22 protein-coding genes and 4 tRNA genes are annotated in these 22,463 nt (G+C 42.6%); 17 read left to right on the forward strand and 9 right to left on the reverse strand.

Annotation, left to right across the window (positions count from 1 at the left end):
* Window positions 1-213 precede the first annotated feature (213 nt).
* From lipA to CWI32_RS00170, 3 genes are all read left to right on the forward strand, one after another.
* On the forward strand, window positions 214-1,227 hold the full coding sequence (gene lipA, locus CWI32_RS00160; RefSeq protein ID WP_005096430.1) for a lipoyl synthase: 1,014 nt from the start codon (window positions 214-216) through the stop codon (window positions 1,225-1,227).
* A 707-nt stretch (window positions 1,228-1,934) separates the two neighbouring features.
* Window positions 1,935-4,439: an acyl-CoA dehydrogenase gene (locus CWI32_RS00165; protein WP_100534369.1), complete on the forward strand. Its 2,505-nt coding sequence runs from the start codon at window positions 1,935-1,937 to the stop codon at window positions 4,437-4,439.
* Window positions 4,440-4,608: 169 nt separating this feature from the next.
* Window positions 4,609-4,998 (forward strand): carboxymuconolactone decarboxylase family protein, encoded by a 390-nt coding sequence (locus tag CWI32_RS00170; protein WP_100357211.1) that lies wholly within the window; start codon window positions 4,609-4,611, stop codon window positions 4,996-4,998.
* 341 nt (window positions 4,999-5,339) lie between these two features.
* On the opposite strand, the gene CWI32_RS00175 is transcribed toward CWI32_RS00170, so the two are convergent.
* Window positions 5,340-5,597, reverse strand: a complete 258-nt coding sequence (locus CWI32_RS00175) for a hypothetical protein (protein ID WP_005096427.1) — start codon at window positions 5,595-5,597, stop codon at window positions 5,340-5,342.
* 137 nt (window positions 5,598-5,734) lie between these two features.
* A complete protein-coding gene (locus CWI32_RS00180) occupies window positions 5,735-6,916 on the reverse strand; it encodes a trypsin-like peptidase domain-containing protein (RefSeq protein ID WP_005096426.1) in 1,182 nt (393 codons plus the stop codon).
* 170 nt (window positions 6,917-7,086) lie between these two features.
* On the opposite strand from CWI32_RS00180, the gene CWI32_RS00185 reads away from it, so the two are divergent.
* From CWI32_RS00185 to CWI32_RS00215, 7 genes are all read left to right on the forward strand, one after another.
* Window positions 7,087-7,845 (forward strand): Nif3-like dinuclear metal center hexameric protein, encoded by a 759-nt coding sequence (locus tag CWI32_RS00185; protein ID WP_100357212.1) that lies wholly within the window; start codon window positions 7,087-7,089, stop codon window positions 7,843-7,845.
* A 153-nt stretch (window positions 7,846-7,998) separates the two neighbouring features.
* Window positions 7,999-8,625, forward strand: coding sequence for a superoxide dismutase SodB (gene sodB, locus CWI32_RS00190; RefSeq protein WP_005096423.1), 627 nt, complete (start codon window positions 7,999-8,001; stop codon window positions 8,623-8,625).
* A gap of 147 nt (window positions 8,626-8,772) precedes the next feature.
* A tRNA-Asn gene (locus tag CWI32_RS00195) sits at window positions 8,773-8,848 on the forward strand.
* A 5-nt stretch (window positions 8,849-8,853) separates the two neighbouring features.
* Window positions 8,854-8,929, forward strand: a tRNA-Asn gene (locus CWI32_RS00200).
* Between the two features lie 292 nt (window positions 8,930-9,221).
* A tRNA-Asn gene (locus CWI32_RS00205) sits at window positions 9,222-9,297 on the forward strand.
* 6 nt (window positions 9,298-9,303) lie between these two features.
* Window positions 9,304-9,379: transfer RNA gene (locus tag CWI32_RS00210), tRNA-Asn, on the forward strand.
* Window positions 9,380-9,441: 62 nt separating this feature from the next.
* Entirely contained in the window at window positions 9,442-9,885 is a 444-nt protein-coding gene (locus CWI32_RS00215; RefSeq protein ID WP_005096422.1) for a DUF2726 domain-containing protein, read from the forward strand.
* A 1-nt stretch (window position 9,886) separates the two neighbouring features.
* Here the strand turns inward: CWI32_RS00215 and CWI32_RS00220 are convergent, their stop codons facing one another.
* From CWI32_RS00220 to glnA, 6 genes are all read right to left on the reverse strand, one after another.
* A complete protein-coding gene (locus tag CWI32_RS00220) occupies window positions 9,887-10,144 on the reverse strand; it encodes a hypothetical protein (RefSeq protein WP_005096421.1) in 258 nt (85 codons plus the stop codon).
* A gap of 135 nt (window positions 10,145-10,279) precedes the next feature.
* Window positions 10,280-11,521, reverse strand: a complete 1,242-nt coding sequence (locus tag CWI32_RS00225; RefSeq protein WP_100534370.1) for an alpha/beta hydrolase family protein — start codon at window positions 11,519-11,521, stop codon at window positions 10,280-10,282.
* Between the two features lie 111 nt (window positions 11,522-11,632).
* On the reverse strand, window positions 11,633-12,511 hold the full coding sequence (gene ubiA, locus CWI32_RS00230) for a 4-hydroxybenzoate octaprenyltransferase (RefSeq protein ID WP_005096418.1): 879 nt from the start codon (window positions 12,509-12,511) through the stop codon (window positions 11,633-11,635).
* 6 nt (window positions 12,512-12,517) lie between these two features.
* On the reverse strand, window positions 12,518-12,985 hold the full coding sequence (locus CWI32_RS00235; protein ID WP_035337906.1) for a chorismate--pyruvate lyase family protein: 468 nt from the start codon (window positions 12,983-12,985) through the stop codon (window positions 12,518-12,520).
* Between the two features lie 35 nt (window positions 12,986-13,020).
* On the reverse strand, window positions 13,021-13,299 hold the full coding sequence (locus CWI32_RS00240) for a hypothetical protein (RefSeq protein ID WP_100534371.1): 279 nt from the start codon (window positions 13,297-13,299) through the stop codon (window positions 13,021-13,023).
* 95 nt (window positions 13,300-13,394) lie between these two features.
* Window positions 13,395-14,810, reverse strand: a complete 1,416-nt coding sequence (gene glnA / locus CWI32_RS00245; protein ID WP_171063330.1) for a type I glutamate--ammonia ligase — start codon at window positions 14,808-14,810, stop codon at window positions 13,395-13,397.
* A gap of 811 nt (window positions 14,811-15,621) precedes the next feature.
* Between glnA and CWI32_RS00250 the strand changes: the two genes are divergently transcribed.
* The 7 genes from CWI32_RS00250 to CWI32_RS00280 all read left to right on the forward strand — a co-directional run bounded on the left by CWI32_RS00250 (window position 15,622) and on the right by CWI32_RS00280 (window position 21,021).
* Window positions 15,622-16,206: an anthranilate synthase component II gene (locus CWI32_RS00250; RefSeq protein WP_005096412.1), complete on the forward strand. Its 585-nt coding sequence runs from the start codon at window positions 15,622-15,624 to the stop codon at window positions 16,204-16,206.
* Window positions 16,207-16,215: 9 nt separating this feature from the next.
* Window positions 16,216-17,262 (forward strand): anthranilate phosphoribosyltransferase, encoded by a 1,047-nt coding sequence (trpD, locus tag CWI32_RS00255; protein WP_005096410.1) that lies wholly within the window; start codon window positions 16,216-16,218, stop codon window positions 17,260-17,262.
* Between the two features lie 20 nt (window positions 17,263-17,282).
* Window positions 17,283-18,089, forward strand: a complete 807-nt coding sequence (gene trpC / locus CWI32_RS00260) for an indole-3-glycerol phosphate synthase TrpC (protein WP_005096409.1) — start codon at window positions 17,283-17,285, stop codon at window positions 18,087-18,089.
* 195 nt (window positions 18,090-18,284) lie between these two features.
* The gene (locus CWI32_RS00265; protein ID WP_005096408.1) at window positions 18,285-18,968 is read left to right on the forward strand and encodes a Smr/MutS family protein; all 684 of its coding nucleotides are present in this window, start codon (window positions 18,285-18,287) and stop codon (window positions 18,966-18,968) included.
* A gap of 93 nt (window positions 18,969-19,061) precedes the next feature.
* Window positions 19,062-19,610: a GTP cyclohydrolase I FolE gene (folE, locus tag CWI32_RS00270; protein ID WP_005096407.1), complete on the forward strand. Its 549-nt coding sequence runs from the start codon at window positions 19,062-19,064 to the stop codon at window positions 19,608-19,610.
* Window positions 19,611-19,893: 283 nt separating this feature from the next.
* Entirely contained in the window at window positions 19,894-20,331 is a 438-nt protein-coding gene (locus CWI32_RS00275) for a hypothetical protein (protein WP_100534372.1), read from the forward strand.
* Between the two features lie 129 nt (window positions 20,332-20,460).
* Window positions 20,461-21,021: a DUF4385 domain-containing protein gene (locus tag CWI32_RS00280; RefSeq protein WP_100534373.1), complete on the forward strand. Its 561-nt coding sequence runs from the start codon at window positions 20,461-20,463 to the stop codon at window positions 21,019-21,021.
* A 19-nt stretch (window positions 21,022-21,040) separates the two neighbouring features.
* Here CWI32_RS00280 and CWI32_RS00285 read toward each other — a convergent pair whose 3' ends face one another.
* Complete coding sequence (locus tag CWI32_RS00285; RefSeq protein WP_100534738.1) at window positions 21,041-22,429, reverse strand: diguanylate cyclase; 1,389 nt, start codon at window positions 22,427-22,429, stop codon at window positions 21,041-21,043.
* Window positions 22,430-22,463 lie beyond the last annotated feature (34 nt).

The raw sequence follows: 22,463 nt of genomic DNA on the forward strand, positions 1-22,463 counted from the left end.
TCAACGCTCCTCAAAATTAAAAAATTCACTTTAATCTACCTGCTTATTATGACGTAAATCCTGTTGATTTTGTGTATTTAACTCACATATATTGGTTGATGAGAACATTTTTTAAATGAATACCCCTTTTTGCCCTATTTATAGCTAAGTTCGTTATAATAAACGCGCTATCTTTGATCATCTCCCCCTTCAAAAACAGTGGAAAAGTTGAATATGTCTGAAAACCGTAAACCTGAACAGGGTGTCAAACTTCGTGGCGCAGAGAAAGTCGCTCGTATTCCTGTAAAAGTGATCCCTACGGTTGAAACACCACGTAAGCCGGACTGGATTCGCGTAAAGATGGCAGCGCCGGAAGAAGTACAACGGATTAAAACAACGCTTCGCGAGCAAAAACTACATACTGTCTGTGAAGAAGCAGCCTGTCCAAACCTGCCTGAATGTTTTGGTGGCGGTACCGCAACCTTTATGATTATGGGTGATATCTGTACCCGTCGCTGTCCATTTTGCGATGTAGCACATGGTCGGCCAAATGCCCTGGATGCAGATGAACCGCGCCACATGGCCGAAACCATTGCTAATCTTGGGTTGAAATATGCCGTGATTACCTCTGTAGACCGTGATGACTTACTCGATGGTGGTGCGCAGCATTTTGTCGATTGTATTAAAGAAGCACGTGCTTTAAGTCCAAAAACTTTGCTTGAAATTCTGGTACCGGACTTCCGTGGCCGTATGGATATTGCACTGCGCATCATGACCGAATGTCCACCCGATGTGTTTAATCATAATATTGAAACAGTACCGCGTTTATATAAGGCGATGCGTCCAGGTTCTGATTATCAGCACTCTTTAAACCTGTTAAAAATGTTTAAAGAATATTGCCCGGATATTCCAACCAAATGTGGCCTGATGGTCGGTATTGGTGAGACTGAAGAAGAAGTGCTTGCCTTACTTGACGATTTGCATGCACACGGCGTGGACTATGTGACGATTGGTCAGTATCTACAGCCTTCTAAAGAACATGCAGCGATTGATCGCTTTGTGACCCCTGAAGAATTCGAACGTTATACCGAACATGGCCAAAAACTGGGCTTCCGCAATATCTGGGCAGCACCCATGGTTCGTTCAAGCTACTTTGCCGATCGTCAATACTACGGCGAACCGGTTCCAGCAGTGCGTCGTAAAACTGACCCTGCCAAGAAAATTGCTGTTCAGGCCATTGAAGCTTAGTCCTGTTTAAACCAATGAAATAAAAGCCCTCTCAAGTAGAGTAATGCCAGTCAGTTAAGCAATTGACTGGCATTTTATTTTTTAAATTCAGTATTATATTTGATAGATAGCAAAGTTATCCGCAACTGTTTGAAGCATGAGGTATATTGCACGGCAATATTAAAAAAATGATGGTTTCCATGACAAATTTACTAGTGGATGGTGGCTGACGAGTTTTGCGGTGAGGGATCACAAGATGCCTTCCTTGCGAAGTTTCGCTTCTCATTTGGGCGAAACCAAAGTAACAAATGATTTACAAATATTTGATTTAAAAAGTTAAGACTCCATCTTGAACGACTAAGCAGTTAAAGAGTCTATTTCTAAATTCTTTAACTGATCAGCTTTACTCTCCAGTAGAGGGCTTTTTAATATCCATATTAAAATTTTACTGAGCGTTAAACCCCATTTTTTATTTTAGATAAAGATTAAGTCATTACTTATCTTCACATTTCTTTGCGCGTTCTCACTTGAAGATTGATCATTTTTCCAACAACCTCAAAATAGATGCAAGACTTAAACATATCGTTGCCATACTTAAAAAGATCATTCTCACAAATCCAATGCTAAACCTGTCTGATTCTCGAACGACTAAAAATGAATGAACGGTGGTGAAATATCCGAGAAATCCAGACAAAGCCAGTGTTGTATAAATCTGGAGAAATATAACAATGTCATTTATTTTCGCTGTGCTACTGCTATTACTGAGTTTATGGGCAGTTTTCTATTTTCAGCTCTCGCGTAGTGCGGGTGCAATCGTGCTGATGGTCGTGTCAGTGGTCTGTGCCTTTCTTAGTCCGTGGTCACTGATTCTTGGTATCCCACTCATCCTGATCAGCCTCGTGGTGATAATCGACCCTTTGCGCATGTCGTTTATTTCCAGACCGGCCTATAAAGCGCTGGCCAATGCCATGCCGAGCATCAGTCCGACAGAGCGTGAAGCACTGGACTCCGGAACCAGCTGGTGGGAAAAAGAACTGTTTATGGGTGCACCGAACTGGGAAACCTTTAATAGCTATCCTTATCCCAAATTATCGCTAGAAGAACAGGCTTTTCTGGACAATGAAGTTGAGACCTTGTGCAGCATGCTGGATGAATGGGAAATTCACGAGCAGAAAGCGCTGCCTGATCATGTCTGGCAATATATTAAGGAGCATGGTTTTTTAGGCCTGATTATCCCCAAAGAATATGGTGGTCGCGCATTTAGTTCTTTTGCCCAAAGCCGGGTGATGAGCAAGATTTCCTCTCGCTCCCTCACCACGGCCGTGAGTTGCATGGTACCGAATTCTCTCGGCCCGGGTGAACTATTGCTGCATTATGGTACTGAGGAACAGAAAAACCGTTACCTGCCGGGCCTGGCGCGAGGTGAAGAAATTCCCTGTTTCGGCCTGACCAGTCCTGAAGCCGGCTCTGATGCAGGCGCTATTCCCGATACTGGCGTGGTCTGCTATGGCCAGTTTGAAGGTCAGGAAGTCCTAGGCTTGCGAATGAATTTTTCCAAACGCTGGATTACGCTGGCACCCATTGCAACAGTGGTAGGTCTGGCCTTTAAAATGTATGACCCGGATCATCTTTTGGGCGAGCAGACAGAATATGGTATTACCTGTGCCCTGCTACCTGCCAGTCACGAAGGGGTGCAAGTAGGTCCTCGTCATAATCCCGGCCCACCATTCATGAATGGTACAGTTGAAGGTAAAGATGTATTTATTCCTCTGGACTGGATTATTGGTGGCGTAAAAAATGCCGGTAAGGGCTGGCGCATGCTGATGGAATGTCTGGCTGTGGGTCGTGGCATTTCCCTACCGGCACTGTCTACTTCTGCGGCAGAAATGACTTATTTAAATGTCGGGGCTTTTTCCCGAATCCGTCAACAATTTAAAATTTCAGTCGGCAAGTTTGAAGGTGTTCAGGAAGCCAATAGTGAAATTGCCAGTGATACCTATATGCTGGAAGCTTTCCGTTATCTGGTGACTTGTGGCCTTAATCAGGGCGGCAAGCCTGCTGTAATGACAGCGATTGCCAAATACTATGCCACGGAGGGAATGCGTAAGGTGGTGAATCACGGGATGGATGTGGTCGGTGGCCGCGCCATTCAGATGGGGCCACGTAATTTTCTGGCACCTTATTATCAAGCGATTCCTGTCTCCATTACCGTTGAAGGTGCAAATATTCTCAGTCGTTCCCTGATGATTTTCGGTCAGGGTTCAATGCGCTGTCATCCTTATCTCTATGAAGAATTACAACTCTTACAGGCTGAAGACCCGGCAGCAGCACTCAACCCTTTTGATCATTTGCTGTTTAAACATCTGGGTTATACCTTTAACCGTACCGCCCGTTCCTTTGCCTACGCATTTACGGGTGGTTCAAGTACAGCACCTCAAAGTGCAGTTGAGTTTACCCGACCTTATTACAAGGTCATTAACCGGCTGAGCGCCAACTTTGCCTTAACCGCAGACATGTGTCTGGGTTTGCTGGCAGGCGATATCAAACGCAAAGAAATGCTGTCCGGACATCTCGCCGATATTCATGCTCACCTGTTTATTGCCTCCTCTATTCTGAAGTATTTTGAGCATAGCAAAAAGACTGAAGCTGAACGTTTGCATGCACAGCTTGCAATAGAAAAGTCACTCTATACAGCGCAGGAAGCATTTTATGATCTGTTTGCTAACTTCCCGGCCGGTGCAGCAGCAGGCATGGTCAAGCTGTTATGTTTCCCATTTGGCCGTCCTGTACACAAACCCTCAGACCAGCTTAAACAGCAGGTTGCAAATAGCATGATGGAAGATAACGCATTCCGTCAGGTATTGAAAAAGCATGTCTATTACAATACCCATGAAACTGATGTCACTGGACGCATGGAATCGACTTTCGCTTTGCTACTGGATATTGAACAGCTTTGGGATCGCTTTAAAAAAGCTGAAAACAAAGGTCAGTTTAAAGGTTTAAGCTTTGCCGAGCATGTGACAGATGCACAGCAACATGGCTTTATTAATGATGGAGAAGCAGAAAAACTGCTTCACTATAATGCACGTCGTTATGACAGCATGCTGACAGATGTCTTTGATCTGCATTTACAGGAAGTATTGGAGCTGGAGAACCCCCATATTCGTAAAGCAGATGCGACAGGAACCGATACTTCTGTTCAAACCGATCCTTTACACTCAACTTCGCCTTAAATCAAACTTTGACCAAAGGTGTCATAAATTCCAAAGTGGGATCGCAGTTGAATATTTCACTTTAGAACCTTTCCAAGTGGCTTTTTAGCCACTTTTTTACGACTATGGCACGATGGTATTTCGCATAAAAAGCACTAAGCTAGAGCTATAAGAAAATTGAGGGTAAACCATGTCACAACAAGATTATGAAAATGGCCTGAAAGTCCGTACTGACGTCATGGGTGAAAGCTTTGTCAAACGTGCACAGGAAAATACCGTGCCTTTTACCCAGCCTCTACAAGACTGGATTAATGAACATGCCTGGGGTTCAACCTGGCAACGTGAAGGTGTATTGCCACGTAAATATCGTTCTTTAATTACCATTGCTTTCCTTACGGCTCAAAAAAGCCCCACTGAACTAAAAGGCCATGTTCGGGGCGCTCTTAACAACGGTGCGACGGTTGAGGAAATTCAGGAAGTGTTACTCCATAGCCTGCCATATTGCGGCGCACCGGCAACTCAGGAAGCATTTCGGGCGGCACTTGAAGTGATCCAGGAATATCAGGTGAATCAGGAATAATTTGGTTGCAGATGAAATTGAGCCGTTTTAGAAATAAGCTCACAATTTAATTTTGCAGATGATTCATAAGTTACTTAGGCTAAATAAAGCTCAGCTGATTTTAGTTGCTTACCCTGATCTCAGCCTATCCGTCAAATGAATATGTACCGAGAAGTTGTAGATTCTCGGTACATTACACTAATGATTCTAAAATAAAACTGATAGATTTTTTAGAGTTGAGCACCTACTTATAAAAACTCGCGTCTTTGATCACATACAACCCGATCACTCATAAGATCAAGATCAGACAGATCCAGTAAAATAGTGGCTCAAAATAAGCCTTAGTTCAATGAAGATTCACACTAGAGCCAGTACACATTAAAGCTATAATAAAACTCCAGCACTTCAAAACGTACGTTATAGCCCAGTTCAGTCAACTCGGCTGATAAAGCCCGAATATCTTCCAAAGGCAAATGTTTGGGAAATACAGTAATGACTGCGGTATTGCCCTGTTTCGCATTTTCTTCAATTAGCTTGGCTAGACGCGGCTTATAGACCTCAATATTCAAATTGGCCACATCTGATAAAACCTTGGCCTGATCCGCCGTCATAAAAGTCATTTTTTATTTTCTCTTTTGATGTAATTTCATCAAGTTAAATGATTTAAACCAAAAGCCGTATTTCATTTTTGTATCAGGTAACTAAAAAATAACAGGCAAAAAAAATCCCTCTGCAGAGGGATTTTTTAAATAGAAACTTACTGACCGGGCAGTGGAATATATTGGGAAGAACTGTTTTGTGCTTTACGCTCAGTCACTACTACATCCAGCATCATGGTTTTTCCAGCACGCTCTACTTCAATCTGAATGGTACTATTCGGCTTTTGCAGGGCAACAAAATTAATTAAATGCGAAGCCGAACTAATCTCTTCCTCATTCACTTTCATAATTTTGTCGCCACGCTGGATGCCCGCTTTCGCTGCCGGTCCATCTGCCAGCACTTCTGCGACAGTCACCCCTTTCTCTTTAGGTTGCAGTACATCATCACGTTCTGTCGGTAATAAACTGATTCCTAACCAGCCACGAACGACACGGCCATCTTTCAGAATAGCATTCATCACCTGCTGGCAGATTTTGGCTGGAATGGCGAAACCAATCCCCAGTGAACCACCAGTTTGCGAGAAAATTGCCGTATTCACCCCAATCAGGTTACCTGCGACATCGATCAAGGCTCCGCCTGAATTTCCCGGGTTAATTGCAGCGTCGGTTTGCACAAAGTCTTCATAGGTATTAATGCCCAGATCTGAACGCCCTGTTGCTGAAATAATCCCTTGCGTTACGGTTTGACCCACACCAAATGGGTTACCAATGGCCAAAACGACGTCACCGACTTCATTGCCACTCAATTTAAAAGGCAACACGGGTAATTGATCCAGTTCAATTTTAATCACTGCCAGATCGGTATCTGGATCCATTCCCACAACTTTTGCTTCAGCACGTCGTCCATCCTGCAATGCCACCACAATCTGGTCTGCCTGTGCAATCACATGATTATTGGTCAGGATATAACCATCAGGACGTACAATCACCCCGGAACCTAAACTGTTCTCATTCGGACTTTGTCCATACTGGTCAGGCAACTGATCGCCAAAAAACTCACGGAAGACCGGATCGGTCAGCAAAGGATGAGCCTGCTGTTTGACTTTTTGAGTGGTAAAGATATTGACTACAGCCGGCGCTGCCACTCTTACCGCAGCACTATAGGAGACCACGCCTCCTGAGCGCGACGTATCAATCAACGGCTCTACTTTTTCAGCAGGCATCTTGACACCATCTGGTGCAACCGGTGCTTTTGGTTTTTGTAGTTGTTGCCACCCCAAAAAACCGATAATGACCAAAATCAGTAACACCCAGGGTAACCATGTAAAGGTGCGGCGCACGTTGTTATCCTCTAAAATATTTTAATTCGTTGATGACTAAGTAATTTGTGTTCTATTGTAATGCGAAATACATAACTAAACACAAAAAATTCCACAGAGTTTTGTGCAGCTTTAGTTACAATTAAATATAAAGATAAATATTGGCAAATTTTTAAACGAACAGGAATTTTATGGCGAATTTAAACGATATTATTCAGTGGTGTGAACAGACTTTGGCAGCACGTGAATTTAAGGACTATGCACCGAATGGCTTGCAGATTGAAGGTAAATCTGAGGTCAATAAAATCCTGTGTGCCGTGAGTGCTTCGCAAAGTGCGATCGAAGCGGCAATTGAGCAAGGCGCAGATTTACTGCTGGTTCATCATGGCTATTTCTGGAAAGGTGAAGCCTATCCGATCACTGGTATGCGCGGTAAACGGATTAGAGCCTTAATTCAAAATGATATCTCTCTGGTTGGCTATCATCTGCCTTTAGACAGTCATCCAACTTTAGGCAATAATGCGGCGATTGCAGATTTATTAGAACTGGAAAATATTGAACAGTTGGATCCGAGTGAACGCCATCCGATTGGCAATATTGGCTATTTAAAACAACCGATGCGTCCTGAATATTTTAAAAACCATATTTCAGAAAAACTTGGCTTTGATGCAATTCATCTTCCTGCGGACAAAACTCAAATCCATAAAGTCGGTTTCTGTACCGGTGGTGCGCAGGATTATATTCATAAAGCAGCGCTACAAGAGTGTGATGCTTATATTTCTGGTGAAGTGAGCGAACGCACCTTCTATGAAGCTCAGGAACTGAATGTACATTATTATGCCTGTGGCCATCATGCCACTGAAAAATATGGTGTACAGCGCCTGGCCAAAGCGATTTCAGAACAGTTTAATATTGAGTATGCTTATTACGAATTAAACAATCCGATTTAATTCTCGCTGACAGCATTTTCCACGAGCTTTATTTATATATTTTCAGGATTTATTGTGTATTGTTATTTATACGCAATGCCCATTTGGTCCGATTATCTATTACAATAAAGCCACTTATTGTTAAAACCCAGCTAAATGCAAGGAATTGAGAACATGACAACCATTACTTTACCAGCATTACCTTATGGCTACGAAGATCTTGCTCCACACATCAGCAAAGAAACTTTAGAATACCATCACGACAAACACCACAATACTTATGTGGTTAACCTGAACAACCTGATCGCTGGTACTGAGCTTGAAGGCAAAACTCTAGAAGAAATCATTACAGCAACTGCTGGTGATGCGTCTAAAGCAGGTATTTTCAATAACGCTGCTCAAGTTTGGAACCACACGTTCTACTGGAACTGTATGGCTAAAAACGGTGGCGGTAAAGCAACGGGTACTTTGGCTGCAAAAATTGATGAAGCTTTCGGTTCTTACGAAAAATTTGCTGAAGAATTTGCTGCTGCTGCAACCACTCAGTTCGGTTCAGGTTGGGCTTGGTTAGTGGCTGACCAAGTAAACGGTCAACTGTCAATCATGAAAACTTCAAATGCTGATACGCCAATGGCGCACGGTAAAGTTGCAGTATTGACGATTGACGTTTGGGAACATGCTTATTACATCGACTTCCGTAATGCACGTCCTAAATACATCTCTACTTTCCTGGAAAGCCTAGTAAACTGGGATTATGCAAATGCGAAATATGCAGGTCAGCCTGCAGGTGTTGAGAAATAATTCTTTATTTCTTTGCTAAAAAATCACCCATTTCGGGTGATTTTTTTATTTTTAAGCCCCAAATGAATATTTATAAAGCAAACAATTCATTTCTTTACATTAATTGATTGACGACCTTGGGTTTCCTGCCTAAAATGCCGATCAGATTCTCCAATAGCTCAGTCGGTAGAGCGACGGACTGTTAATCCGCAGGTCCCTGGTTCGAGCCCAGGTTGGAGAGCCATCTATTCTTCCATAGCTCAGTCGGTAGAGCGACGGACTGTTAATCCGCAGGTCCCTGGTTCGAACCCAGGTGGAAGAGCCAAAATTCTAAAAAACCCACTCATTGCGAAGTGGGTTTTTTTATATCTGCTTTTTTAAATTGAGATCGGTAGTGATATCTGTATATACAATTAGCTACCTTATATTCTCTGAGCCAGATCACTTATAAAAATTAAGGCTGATAACAATCTGACTGCTCCGACTGTTTACATAAACATAACAGTTTGAACTCCAAGCCTTTTCGACTATTTTTAAAACACTTGATTCAATTTCTTCGGCTTTTTTCTAAAAGTGCCTTGACCCCTTTTCAAATCTCTCTATAATCGCTGTCAGATTCTCCAATAGCTCAGTCGGTAGAGCGACGGACTGTTAATCCGCAGGTCCCTGGTTCGAGCCCAGGTTGGAGAGCCAATCTATTCTCCCATAGCTCAGTCGGTAGAGCGACGGACTGTTAATCCGCAGGTCCCTGGTTCGAGCCCAGGTGGGAGAGCCAAGATTCTGAAAAAACCCACTCATTGCGAAGTGGGTTTTTTTATTCTTCCCTATTTGTGATCTGTGTTTAATTTGAGTCAGTTTATATTTTTTGTGATTGGCTGCCTGGCAACTTTTGCGTTAGTTTGCCTGCTCTTCCCGCATCTGTTCACCCGTCAAAAAAAATTCTATCCGAAGCGTGTGATTACTGCTTTTGAAAGCAGGATGTTTACACGCCTAAAAGAAGCCTTTCCTCATCATCATATTCTGGCTCAGGTTGCCTTTAGCGCCTTGATTACGCATGACCAGATGAACATGCGTAATCAGTTCAATCGTAAAGTTACAGATTTTGTGGTGCTTGATCGTGACTATAATGTACTGGCCATTATTGAACTGGATGATCCCAGCCACATTGGCAAAGAGCAGGAAGATGCTGAACGGGATGCTATGCTGATTGCAGCAGGCTATACCGTGATTCGATACACTCAGATTCCAAGCATCAGACAACTGCAAAGAGATTTGAGATAATTTAAGGTAAGGTTACTGCGCTTTCGGATGCAGCTTGGGTTGAATTTGTATCTTGCTCTGCTTTGAGCTTTTCCGCAGCTTCTCGCGCTTCGATGCGCGCAATCATTTCTGCCTGCTGCTGTTTATATTTTTCCTGATTTTTAGCATCACTATTTACCGCAAGAAAAGCCATACTCACCAAAAATATCGGTATACATAATACCAGCGCACCTAAAATTACCAGCTTTTTAACACTGCGGGGCTGCGGCTGCTCAGACATAACAAACCTACTTTAATTTCTTCACTTAATTGCACTGCTCAATATAACAAAATAAAGTCATAGCTCAAGTCTTTGAAAAGTTTTACTGTAAAAAAGGAGCCGAAGCTCCTTTGTAGATCTTAATAACTCTATTCTTTACTTAGCTGGCATATGCTCTTCAATAAATGCAACCAGTTCAGCATTCTTTTCTACAATTGCTTGAGTATGTCCTGCGCCCTCAACCCCTAGGAAAGTCACGTCTGTACCCAAAGCTGCCAAATTCTTTTGCAAAACATCTGTAACATCATAAGGTACTGCCATATCTTCCTTACCCTGAATAATCATGACTGGTACACTGATTTTTTTAGTCGCGGGTTGGTTCTCCACCAAAAATTCTTTCACAGATCTGTTTTGATCAAAAGCATCTATCAACCCCGGATATTCAGCTACTGTTCTTCCAGGATTCTGCCGCAACCATTGATCGATATCTGCACTAAACTCTGTCATTAAATCGCCTAGACACAAGCCATTTTCACCAGTGGTTCCTTCTGCACGCTCAGCAACCAGTTTTGCACTGGATTCAAAAATATTCTGATATACAAAATTTGGCTCATAAGCTTTAATTCCAACTGCCACATATGCTGCATAAGCAAGTAATTCTGAATACACAGCTTTGGCAGTTCCTGCCGGAACAACACCAGCACCCTCGCCCAAAACTAATCGATTTAAAGCTTGTGGGGCAACTGTACCAATAATATAACCTAGGCTGGAGGCTGGTGCCGCAGCAACCGCTGCCTTATAGTTTGGATCATTTCCTGCAAATTCTGCCGTTGCAAGCGAAGCATGCCCCCCTTGTGATTGACCCACAGAAACCCAAGCTCCATTAAATCTATTCCCTTGCTGTTGCTTAAATCCTTTCACTGCATAAATTGCAGATTGTGCCGCACTCTCTAAATGTAAATAAGGATGAATGCCCTGTGTACCCAATCCTTCATAATCAGGAGCAACAATCACATAGCCTTTGGCAAGCAGACTCTCAGCCATGGCTTTAAAGCGTGGGTTAAAAGTATTTCGACTTGGCGCACAACTATCACCGCTCCCTACTGTACCGTGCTCCCAGACAACAACACGCCAACCATCTCGTGGTTGTTGTGTTCGCGGATAAATTACCAAGGCAGTAGCTTCTGCAGTCCTATTCTGTACATTTGGCATGTTATAGCGCATAACCCGAATACTTGATGCTTGAGACATAACATCTTGGGTATACGTTTGTTCACCGAGAAAAACCTGAGGCTGCGGGACAAAGAAATCATTATTATCATCATCGTTACACGCAGATAAAAATAGTACCGAGGAACACAGCACACCTAACATCAATTTCTTATAACTGTTCTGCATATTTCTATCCTTTTATTGTTATTCCCTATCTCTTAATCGAGATCACTCAAAATTAATCATAAAAAAAGCATCCTTTATAGGATGCTTTTGTTGTTATCCGACATACGGTAATTATCTTAGAGCAAACAATATTCCCACAAAAATAATGAGGCCAATCCAACGGTTATGACGGAATGCCCAAAAACATAGCTGTGGATTTTTATCGCGAGTTTTAAACCATTGGTAAATAAAATCAGCAGCAACCAGCAAAAGTGCTAACAAGCCAAATGGAATCAATAAATTTTCCAGCCAAAGTGCAGCACCTATCAATAAAATACTGCTCGCCTGCAAGGTGCTAATGATTGGAATATCATAGCGACCAAACAGAATTGCGGTTGATTTTACTCCAATCTTTAAATCATATTCACGGTCTGCAATCGCATATTGAGTATCGTAGGCCACAGTCCAGGCCAGATTACCAAAATACAATAACCAGCAAGTCAGATCAGGTGTTTGCCCAACAGCGGTATAGGCCATGGGTATGGCCCAGGAAAATGCTGCACCCAAAAATACCTGAGGCAAATGGGTATAACGTTTCATAAAAGGATAAATAAACGCTAACAGCAAAGCCCCAAATGACCAGTAAAAAGTTTCGATCGGCAAGAAAAATAGCAGACAGGCGCTGGCAGCCACCAAAACCAGAAATACCATCACCGCTTCTTTGGCGCTGATGACTCCGGTCGCTAGTGGTCGGTTTTTAGTACGCTCCACATGCGCATCGACTTTACGGTCAGCAAAATCATTGATGGCACAACCCGCCGCCCGCATAAAAATCACACCCAAAATCATGGGAATTAAAATTTCAATGCGTGGCATCCCCTGAGCCGCAATCCATAACGCCCACAAGGTTGGCCAAAAGACCAGTTCAGTACCAATCGGTTTATCAAAACGACAAAGATAATAATAGGCGCCAAGACGCTCACGCCAGGTTATTGCTTGTGCAGTTGCCATATAAAGTCAAGCCCTTGAATTTTGTATAAAGTTTTCAAATGCCGGTAAAAATGTTTCTTGTACGATAAATTTACAGCCGTGCCAAGTATAGCAGCTCTGACGCGTCCAACCCTCTTCTAAAAGAATGACCCGACGCTGGCAGAGTGGATTCGTCCGTTGAAACAGGAACCAGCCAATTGGCTTAGTCCCAATATGCTGAAAGATTCGGGCTTTTTTTTGCAGGCTTAAAATTGGAAAAATACTCTTTGCTTTCACCCAGGGCGACTGTTCTGAACCATAGAGATAGCTTTCCCGCACCCAGGAAGTATGCTGATGTGACATCTGCATCCATTTGGCATTGGCGAAGCTTAAACGCTGAAAATGCTCTTGAATAGGCTCAACATGAAATTGTCCCTGCGCCAAGCCGGTCAATTGCTGTGTCAGAGAACCTGATGCATACAGCCATGGTTTTAGCTCAGCAGACATAGTGGGCATCAAGGCATGCTGATTTTTAGAAAAATACGTCATGTTTAACAGTTATCTGCTTTAGCAATCACTTCAAATTTGCCTTGGGGTGTTTTAATTAAAATTAAGCCTTCAGCGCTTAAATAAAACTCTTTTGGATAGTCAAATGTAAGTGCCAGTTCAGGATTTTTCAGTTCAACAAACTGTACTTGTTTATAACCTTCAATGGTACGCCCTACTTCCAAATACGTAACTTCAGAAAAATTTAACTTAAAACCTTGCGCATGGTCTTTAGGATCATTCCAAGGAAAAAATCCGGTATGTTTTTTACGTGGTTTAGTCATAACAATCTAATTCAACATTCTTTGCTTTATATTAACCCAGTATAGAAAAAACCCGCGACATGCGCGGGTTTTTTACAGTGAAATTCTTGAAAGAATTACAGGCTGTAGTACATCTCGAATTCAACTGGGTGAGTGGTCGTGTTTAAACGACGCACTTCTTCAGTTTTAAGTTCGATATAGGCATCAAGCATGTCTTTCGTGAACACGCCACCTTTCAGCAGGTAATCATGATCTGCTTCAAGTGCTTCAAGCGCCATATCCAGACTATGCGCCACAGTCGGGATTTTCGCTTCTTCTTCAGGAGGAAGATCGTACAGGTTTTTGTCAGCCGCTTCACCTGGATGAATCTTGTTTTGGATACCGTCGATACCTGCCATCAACAATGCCGCGAAACCGAGATACGGGTTCATCATTGGATCTGGGAAGCGAGCTTCAATACGCTTGCCTTTCGGGCTTGACACGTAAGGAATACGGATAGATGCAGAACGGTTACGCGCTGAGTAAGCCAGCATAATCGGTGCTTCGAAATGCGGAACCAGACGCTTGTACGAGTTTGTAGAAGGGTTGGTTAATGCATTCAATGAACGCGCATGTTTGATAATACCGCCAATGAAGTACAATGCCATTTCTGAAAGGCCTGCATATTCATCACCAGCAAACAAGTTCTTGCCATCTTTAGAGATCGACATGTGAACGTGCATACCAGAACCGTTATCGCCAACCATTGGTTTAGGCATAAAGGTTGCTGTTTTCGCATATTGATGCGCAACGTTCCAAACCGCATATTTAAACTGTTGAACTTCGTCCGCTTTACGAACCATGGTGTTGAAGCTTACACCAATTTCCAACTGGCAAGATGCAACTTCATGGTGATGTACTTCTACACGACCTGGGCCCATGATGTCTTCAATTTTGGCACACATATCTGCACGCATATCATGTGAAGAATCAACTGGAGGAACCGGGAAGTAACCACCTTTTACGCGTGGACGGTGACCAGAGTTACCACCTTCGTAGTCATTGTTGGTTGACCAGGCCGCTTCTTCAGCGATCAATGTATGGCGCGCGCCAGACATATCGATTTCCCATTTTACTTCGTCAAATACGAAGAATTCTGGTTCTGGGCCAAAGAATGCTGTATCACCAATACCTGTTGATTTTAGGTATTCTTCAGCACGGCGAGCAATCGAACGTGGGTCACGGTCATAACCCTGACCTGTAGAAGGCTCAATCACATCACAAGTCACAACAACTGTAGGCTCGGCAAAGAACGGGTCGATGAAACCGGTTTCTGCATCTGGGCGTAAAATCATGTCAGATGCTTCGATGCCCTTCCAACCAGCAATTGAAGAACCGTCGAACATTTTACCGTCTTCAAAAGTATCTTCGTCGATTGTATCTGCTGGGTAAGTCACATGTTGTTCTTTACCTTTAGTATCCGTAAAACGGAAATCGACCCATTTCGCGCCACTTTCTTGGATGAGTTGAAGGACTTTGTTCGCCATGCTCATTTTGCTCCGATGAATTTTTGTTGCACTCGTTACGTGCGTGTTAGTAGTTGGTAGTCATTAAGCAATTACCGTACCAACTATTCAAAGTATAGATAAAATCTTGAAATCTATATAAGAAATCATGAAGTGACAAAAATACTTTGCGACTATTATACTAGTTGAGAAACTAAATGCACTATATTCAGGCATTCTTCATTTATTTTATTTCGGCTTTATTTTTTAGCGCACCTAAATAGTGCAATCACCTATAGAAGTGTATTAAAAACATAGTTTTTTATATAAAATTTGCTACTTTTTCGTGTATTTGTTTAAAAAAACACCCATATGTTGCTAAAAATTGACTCTTTTCTCATGGTCTGAGGCAAACAGAAATCTGCAACATGCAGTTGCTCAGTGAATATTTTGATGCATTTTCTTTAAATATACTTTCTATACCATAGTCTATATAAATTTCTATTATTCAAGTGATGCTTTTTTCAACAGATTTTAGATCAATATTGCTGATTATTTTTAACTTATCAATTTTTCCCTAAAAAATATAAATTCTAAAGTTTCCTTAAGTAAGTCTATTACTTTAAATCATGATTAAAATTTTATTCCAGTTGATACAGATGCTTTTAAAGCAAATAAATTGAGCAAAATTGTTGCGCCGAATACGGCTATTTTTTGCTATGATGAATAGTGCTTTATTTTCACACAATGAAATCAATGATTTAGTCGTGTCACACCTGTGCTTGCAATAAGCGCAAATAAAGTACGATCTGGACAACTTTAGCACAGTTAAGTGCATTAATTTCAATAGGTTAAGCTCATGCTTTTAATGGTCGACAACTATGACTCCTTTACTTACAACATCGTTCAATATTTTGGCGAATTGAATCAAGAAGTAAAAGTAGTCCGTAATGATGCCGTGACATTGGAAGATATAGAGCGATGGCAACCCAAGTATTTAGTGATTGGCCCCGGCCCATGCTCGCCGAGTGAAGCAGGCATTTCGATTCCTGCGATTCAGCATTTTGCTGGAAAAATTCCGTTATTGGGCGTTTGTCTCGGCCATCAGAGTATTGGTCAGGCATTTGGCGGTGACATCATACGTGCCAAACGTGTCATGCACGGCCGTCTGTCGGATATGTACCACAGCGATACCGGGATTTTCAGCAATCTTCCGTCGCCATTTCCTGCAACGCGCTATCATTCCCTGGTGATTGATCAAGCCACCTTGCCTGAATGTCTGGAAGTGACCTGCTGGACCAATGAAGCCGATGGCTCTATGGAAGAAATTATGGGGGTAAAACATAAGACATTGCCGGTCGAAGGCGTGCAGTTCCATCCTGAATCGATCCTGAGCCAGCATGGCCATCAAATCTTTAAAAACTTTCTCGAAATTTATGCCTAAGAACATCTTATGAATATTCAACAAGCTTTAAACAATATTACCAAAAACATTCACCTGACTCAGGATCAAATGCAAGACGTGATGCGTGCCATCATGTCAGGTGAAACCACTGATGCCCAGATTGGTGCCCTGCTGATGGGTTTACGCCTTAAAGGTGAAAGCATTGATGAAATTACCGCAGCCGCACGGGTCATGCGTGAACTGGCTACCAAAATTGATGTCAGCGATATTCCCTATTTAGTCGATATTGTCGGTACAGGCGGTGATGGTCAAAACCTGTTTAACGTCTCTACCGCGTCTGCATTTGTGATTGCAGCAGCAGGCGCAACCATTGCTAAACATGGCAACCGTGGCGTTTCAACCAAATCAGGCTCGTCAGATTTACTGGAACAGGCTGGGATTAATCTTGACCTGAATATGCAGCAAACCGAGCGTTGTATCCGTGATGTGGGGGTCGGGTTTCTGTTCGCACCGAATCATCATACAGCCATGAAATATGCAATCGGCCCGCGTAAAGAATTGGGGATTCGCAGCATTTTCAATTTACTTGGCCCGCTGACCAATCCGGCCGGCGTCAATCGCTTAGTCATTGGCGTGTTTTCCAATGAACTGTGCCGTCCAATTGCAGAAGTAATGAAACAGCTCGGTGCTGAACATGTGATGGTGGTGCATTCTCGCGACGGGCTGGATGAGATCAGTCTTGCCTCTGCAACGTATGTGGCAGAGCTAAAAAATGGCGAAGTGACTGAATGGGAAATTACCCCTGAATTGGTTAATATCGAATCCCAAACCTTGACTGGTTTAATTGTAGAAGATTCTGCACAGAGTCTGGCATTAATCAAGGATGCATTGGGCAAGAAAAAATCAGAGATCGGTGATAAAGCGGCCAATATGATTGCCCTCAACGCGGGTGCAGGTATTTATGTCTCCGGTTTGACCAGCAGCTATAAACATGGTGTTGCATTGGCACATGACATTATTTATGGCGGCCAGGCTCTGGAGAAAATGAGTGTGCTGTCTGAATTTACCAAAACCATTAAACAATACGAAGCTTAATTCGGTCAGGAATTTTGATCATGGTGGATATCGCAAATACAATTTTAGGCAAGATTGTTGACCGTAAAACGGAAGAATTTGCTCTACGTTTAAAGCAGAAAAGCTATAAAGATCTGGAAGAGCTGGCTCAAGGTGCATCAGCTGTGCGTGGTTTTGCCCAGTCTTTAATGTCAAAACGTCCGGGTGTAATTGCTGAAATCAAGAAAGCCTCGCCATCTAAGGGGATTATTCGTGAGAATTTTAATCCTGCGGAAATTGCAGCACAGTATCAAGATGCTGGTGCCGCATGTTTATCTGTCCTGACCGATGTGGACTTTTTTCAGGGTGCAGATGAAAATATTCAGATTGCCCGTTCGCATTGTGACCTGCCGGCGCTGCGCAAAGATTTCCTGATCGATCCTTATGGAGTCATTGAAGCACGTGCCTTAGATGCAGATTGTATTTTACTGATTGTGGCATGTCTGTCAGATCAGCAACTGGAAGAAATGTCGAAGACTGCTTTTGAGCATAATTTAGATGTTTTAGTTGAAGTACATGATGAAGCTGAACTGGAACGTGCGCTGAAACTTTCAGATCGCTGCTTGCTGGGTGTGAATAACCGTAATTTAAAAACCTTCGATGTCGATTTAGATACCTCGATTCGTTTAAAGAACTTACTCGATCCCTCTCGCCTGTTAGTCACTGAAAGTGGTATTGCTACTCCTGCCGATGTGGCGATGATGCAACAGCATGATATTCATGCCTTTCTGGTCGGTGAAAGTTTTATGAAACAGCCTCGACCTGATCATGCATTCCGTAACCTGTTTGGTGAGCCTGAATCGGTTTAACTATTGACTAGTTTAATACTTAGACCAAGCCCAATCTCAGGATTGGGCTTTTTTATTTTCAGGATTGATAAGAAAAGAAATAGCATCATGTGAATTCATAAATACCGAGACATGCCATGCAAGCAATTCATTTCTCCTTTATCTATTTTCAGACTATAATTCTGTTAAATTCCGCATCTTCCTTGTTTTTACATTATGAGTAAACACGATTCTTCATTATCTAAAGATCAGTACAACCTGCTGAAATCTTTTAAGAAGCAAATTACACAGCCGCATAGCCCTGCGGTTGTTGCTGCACCCGTTGAAAAGACTGTCGAGCAAGAAGCTTTAGAAGAACTGGAATTATTCCGCAAACAAATGCAGGGCGTGCAAAAAATTGAATCGGGAAATACCGTTCAATTGGACAAACCGCGCAAGAAAAAACCGGATGCACAAGTCCTGGCAAAGCGTGCAGCGGCGACTGGCCCGATGGAAACAGATGCCATGGCATTATCGGACACGCAGGCCATGCTCAATCCTGTCGGGAGTCAGGCCAACTTGAGCTATCGCATTGCCACCTTGCAGCATAAAGTGTTTGAAGACTTAAAAGCCGGCAATTTACGCTGGTTTGAAGCTGTGGATCTGCATGGCTGTACCGTGGAAGAAGCGCGTCAGGCGGTGCTACAAATTATCCAGATCGCCAAAGATGAAAACCAGAACGTGATTAAGATCGTACACGGTAAAGGCCCGGAAGCGATTTTAAAAACCTATGTGAATGGTTGGCTGCGTCAGCATCGCGATGTTTTGGCTTTTGTCAGTGCGCCTGAAAAACAAGGCGGTACTGGTGCAGTTCTGGTTCTGCTAAAACGTGCAGAAAAGAATCCAAAGTTTAAACAGTAACCGGTTTTCGCCTCAAAACAAGGCATTGTAAAAGTTTTCTGCTACAATGCCGTCCTTGTTCATTCTCAGTTTAAGTGAATACGTCATATGACTATGCAGCAATCCTACGCAAACATTCTTACTGCCGTTGGCGAAGATCTCAATCGCCCTGGTCTCAAAGATACGCCTGTGCGTGCTGCCAAAGCATTTTCATATTTAACCTCGGGTTATAGTCAGACACTTGAAGAAGTCACCAACAAAGCGGTCTTTCCTTCCGACAACCGTGAAATGGTGCTGGTCAAAAACATCGAATTCTATTCCTTATGTGAACATCATTTATTACCATTTTATGGCCGTGTCCATATCGCCTATTTACCAGAAGGTCATGTCTTGGGCCTGTCCAAATTTGCCCGTATTACTGAAATGTTTGCGCGTCGTTTGCAAATCCAGGAAAACTTGACCCAGCAAATTGCAGAAGCAGTGGCGGAAATCACCAAAGCACGTGGTGTCGCCGTGATGATTGATTCTGCACATATGTGCATGATGATGCGTGGTGTGGGCAAACAGGAATCGACCACACGTACAGTCTCTTTTATTGGTGATTTTAAAACTGATAAAGAAACCCGCCGTGAGTTTTTAAGTGCAGTGCCAGAAAGCTACTAAGCCTTAAAAGCCAATTATTTAAAGCCTCGATCATTCGGGGTTCTTTTAATTTCTTATAAACTGCTCTGGTCAGAGAATATCGATATCACAGCTGCTGTTGACCAAATTTGCATTCGTTATACTTGCAGCTAAACAATTGCTGCTTATCTTTGCAACAAGCCTACATTTAGATACATGATAAAGTTTTAATCCAGTTAGTCCTCGCTTAAAGTAAATTGACGTTGATATACAGCAAACAGCTTTATATCTTTCTGCTTGATTTTTAATGACAAGGAAAATGACCATGGCGAATAGCAAAAACAATCAGGACAAAGACAGCAAGAAATCTGCAAAAACTGCTAAAAAGACGCAAGATGAAAAACTGAAGAAGTCGAACAAAAGCAGTGACAAGGACAGCGATCGCAAAGTCAGCAAAAAAGCTGAAAGTGCTAAATCTAAAGCAGCATCTTCTAAAAAAGAGAATGCCAGTAAAGATGAAAAAGTAAAGGCGAAGAAAAGTGCGAGTTCTAAAGGCAGCGATAAAGCCAAAGACCTGAAAACATCTTCAGCGAAAAAACCGGCTAAAGCGAAAAGCAGCAATAAGAGCAAAGATGAAGACAGCAAGACGAAAAAATCTTCTTCAAAAAAATCAGCACCGGCCAAAAAGCAGTCAAGCACTTCGCCCAAGAGCAAGTCTGATAAAGCCAAAACCTCGAAGACCAGTTCGAAAAAGTCAAAGTAAAATCCAAGCCCCATGACTGGGGCTTTTCTTGATCCTGATCTCGGGTGAGTAGATCAGTAGAATTATTTTATATTTTTTAGTGTGTTCTTTATTGAGTGATACCGACCCTTCTAAATATAAGGCAAAGATATGAGTCCAGCAGCCAAAAATCCGCCGCCAAAACGTCAGTCACGGGTGGTGTCGAATAGTTTTGATTATTCTCTGGACTTCGAAAAGATTAATTTTCGCAAACGGCCCGAGTTGTACCGAATTGGCCGAGGAGAACAAGGCGTATTATTGGTGGAGCCTTATAAATTTGAAATTCTGCCGCACTGGCGCTTTGCGGATGAAGAAAAAGCCCAAGCCAGCAGTGACAAAATTTATCAGCTATTCCTAGCTTATTTAAAACAAGATGATTTTATCGGTGCGGACATGGCACGCAAGTTTTTACAGATGGGTTATACCCGTGCCCGCCGTTACGCCAACCATAAAGGTGGTAAAAAATATGATGGGCCGGTTCCGGAAGATAAGAAAGGCTTAAGCGGCGCACATGGCCGTTCAGAATTGCCACGCAGCCACGAAGATCCGGTCAAAGCAGCGGCCGCCAACATTTTTAAACAAAAATGGAATGATGCGAAAAACCATCCAGACTATATTCAGCAAAAGCGAAAATTTCAGGAATTTATCCAGCAACACATGGCAGATGAATAGAACTTTTAAGCTAGCTGGATCATTGCTGCCCTACCGGATTTGAGGGCGACTGTGCCATATAGACCCGGTTACGACCGGTATTTTTCGCCATATACAGTGCGGCATCCGCAGCATCTAAAAATCGCTGATAATCCGGATGCCCGTCATAGAGCGTACATCCAATACTGATCGTGATTTTAAACTGTTGTCCTTGCGCGGTTTTAATCATGCCATTTTCAACATATTTACGAATACTTTCGGCAATACTTAAGGCACGTTGTTTATCTGTATCGACCAGCAACAATAAGAATTCTTCCCCACCGACCCGGAAGGCATAATCACTGCCCTGACTGTATTTTTGCAGCGCTTCGGCAATAAATTTAAGTGCCAGATCACCTGCGGCATGTCCAAATTTATCATTGATACTTTTAAAGAAATCGGCATCCATCGCAAGTAAAGACAAAGGTGTATGATTTTTACGGGAAAAAGTGATTTCACGGGAAATCACCGTATTTAAATAACGGCGATTTAACAACTGGGTCAATGAATCATTGCCTGATTCAATATATTCCGCAACCTGAAATAACTGATCGACCAGCAGTTGAATTTCACGGTTTAAGTCACGGATTTGTTGAATCAGCCCCAAGACATTATTTTTATCCGTACAATCCATGATGGTCTGATTAATTGCATCAATCTGATAAATCCGCTCAATGATTAAATCGACCTGGTCCGAACCGGTAAAAGCATAAGAGGCTTTATGGATAAACCATAAACCGAACTCGGATTTGGACAACATCGGATGCTTTAAATTGTCAGGGCTCGAAAAGACCTTAAACATCAGTTCATTTTCCCAGTCCAGCAATGAGCTGCGCTGTTTGTCTTTTTGTACCGCTACATCCTGCATGGCTGAAAAAACACGGTAACTGTGTTTGATTTCCTGATTCATGGCTGTTTTGGCTTCATAAGAACGGCACATGATTTCTGTGGCAAAGCCCATGATTTGCACAATATAACTGCAGGCGGTCAACATGCTGTTTTGAGAAGATGCTTGCAACAGTTCAAAAACCTTGCGTTCAATTTCGCGAACACCACGCATGATTAACCAAGAAGGTATACCGACCCGGGCATGTACATGTCCAACCATCGCCTGCTTTTGTACGGCTTGCACATAACTCTTGTTGATCGGTACGCTAAAACTTTCTGACAGCCATTGAATCAGGGTATTACGCAAACGCTGCTGAACCATCTGTTCGGTCAGGAACTGGGCCGATTCTTTTTCTAAGAGCATATTCTTATAGAATTCTTCGACCAGAATAACAGAATGTTCCTGAACAAAATGAAATGCATGCAATAGATCATCTGCTGAATAATTCTGACAGATCTGCCTCCATTGTTCGGCCAGCATTGCCATGCATTCATTATTCATACGCCCCATTCCCCAAAACACTGCAATTTGCACT

Source organism: Acinetobacter pseudolwoffii, assembly GCF_002803605.1.
Classification (GTDB): Bacteria; Pseudomonadota; Gammaproteobacteria; order Pseudomonadales; family Moraxellaceae; genus Acinetobacter; species Acinetobacter pseudolwoffii.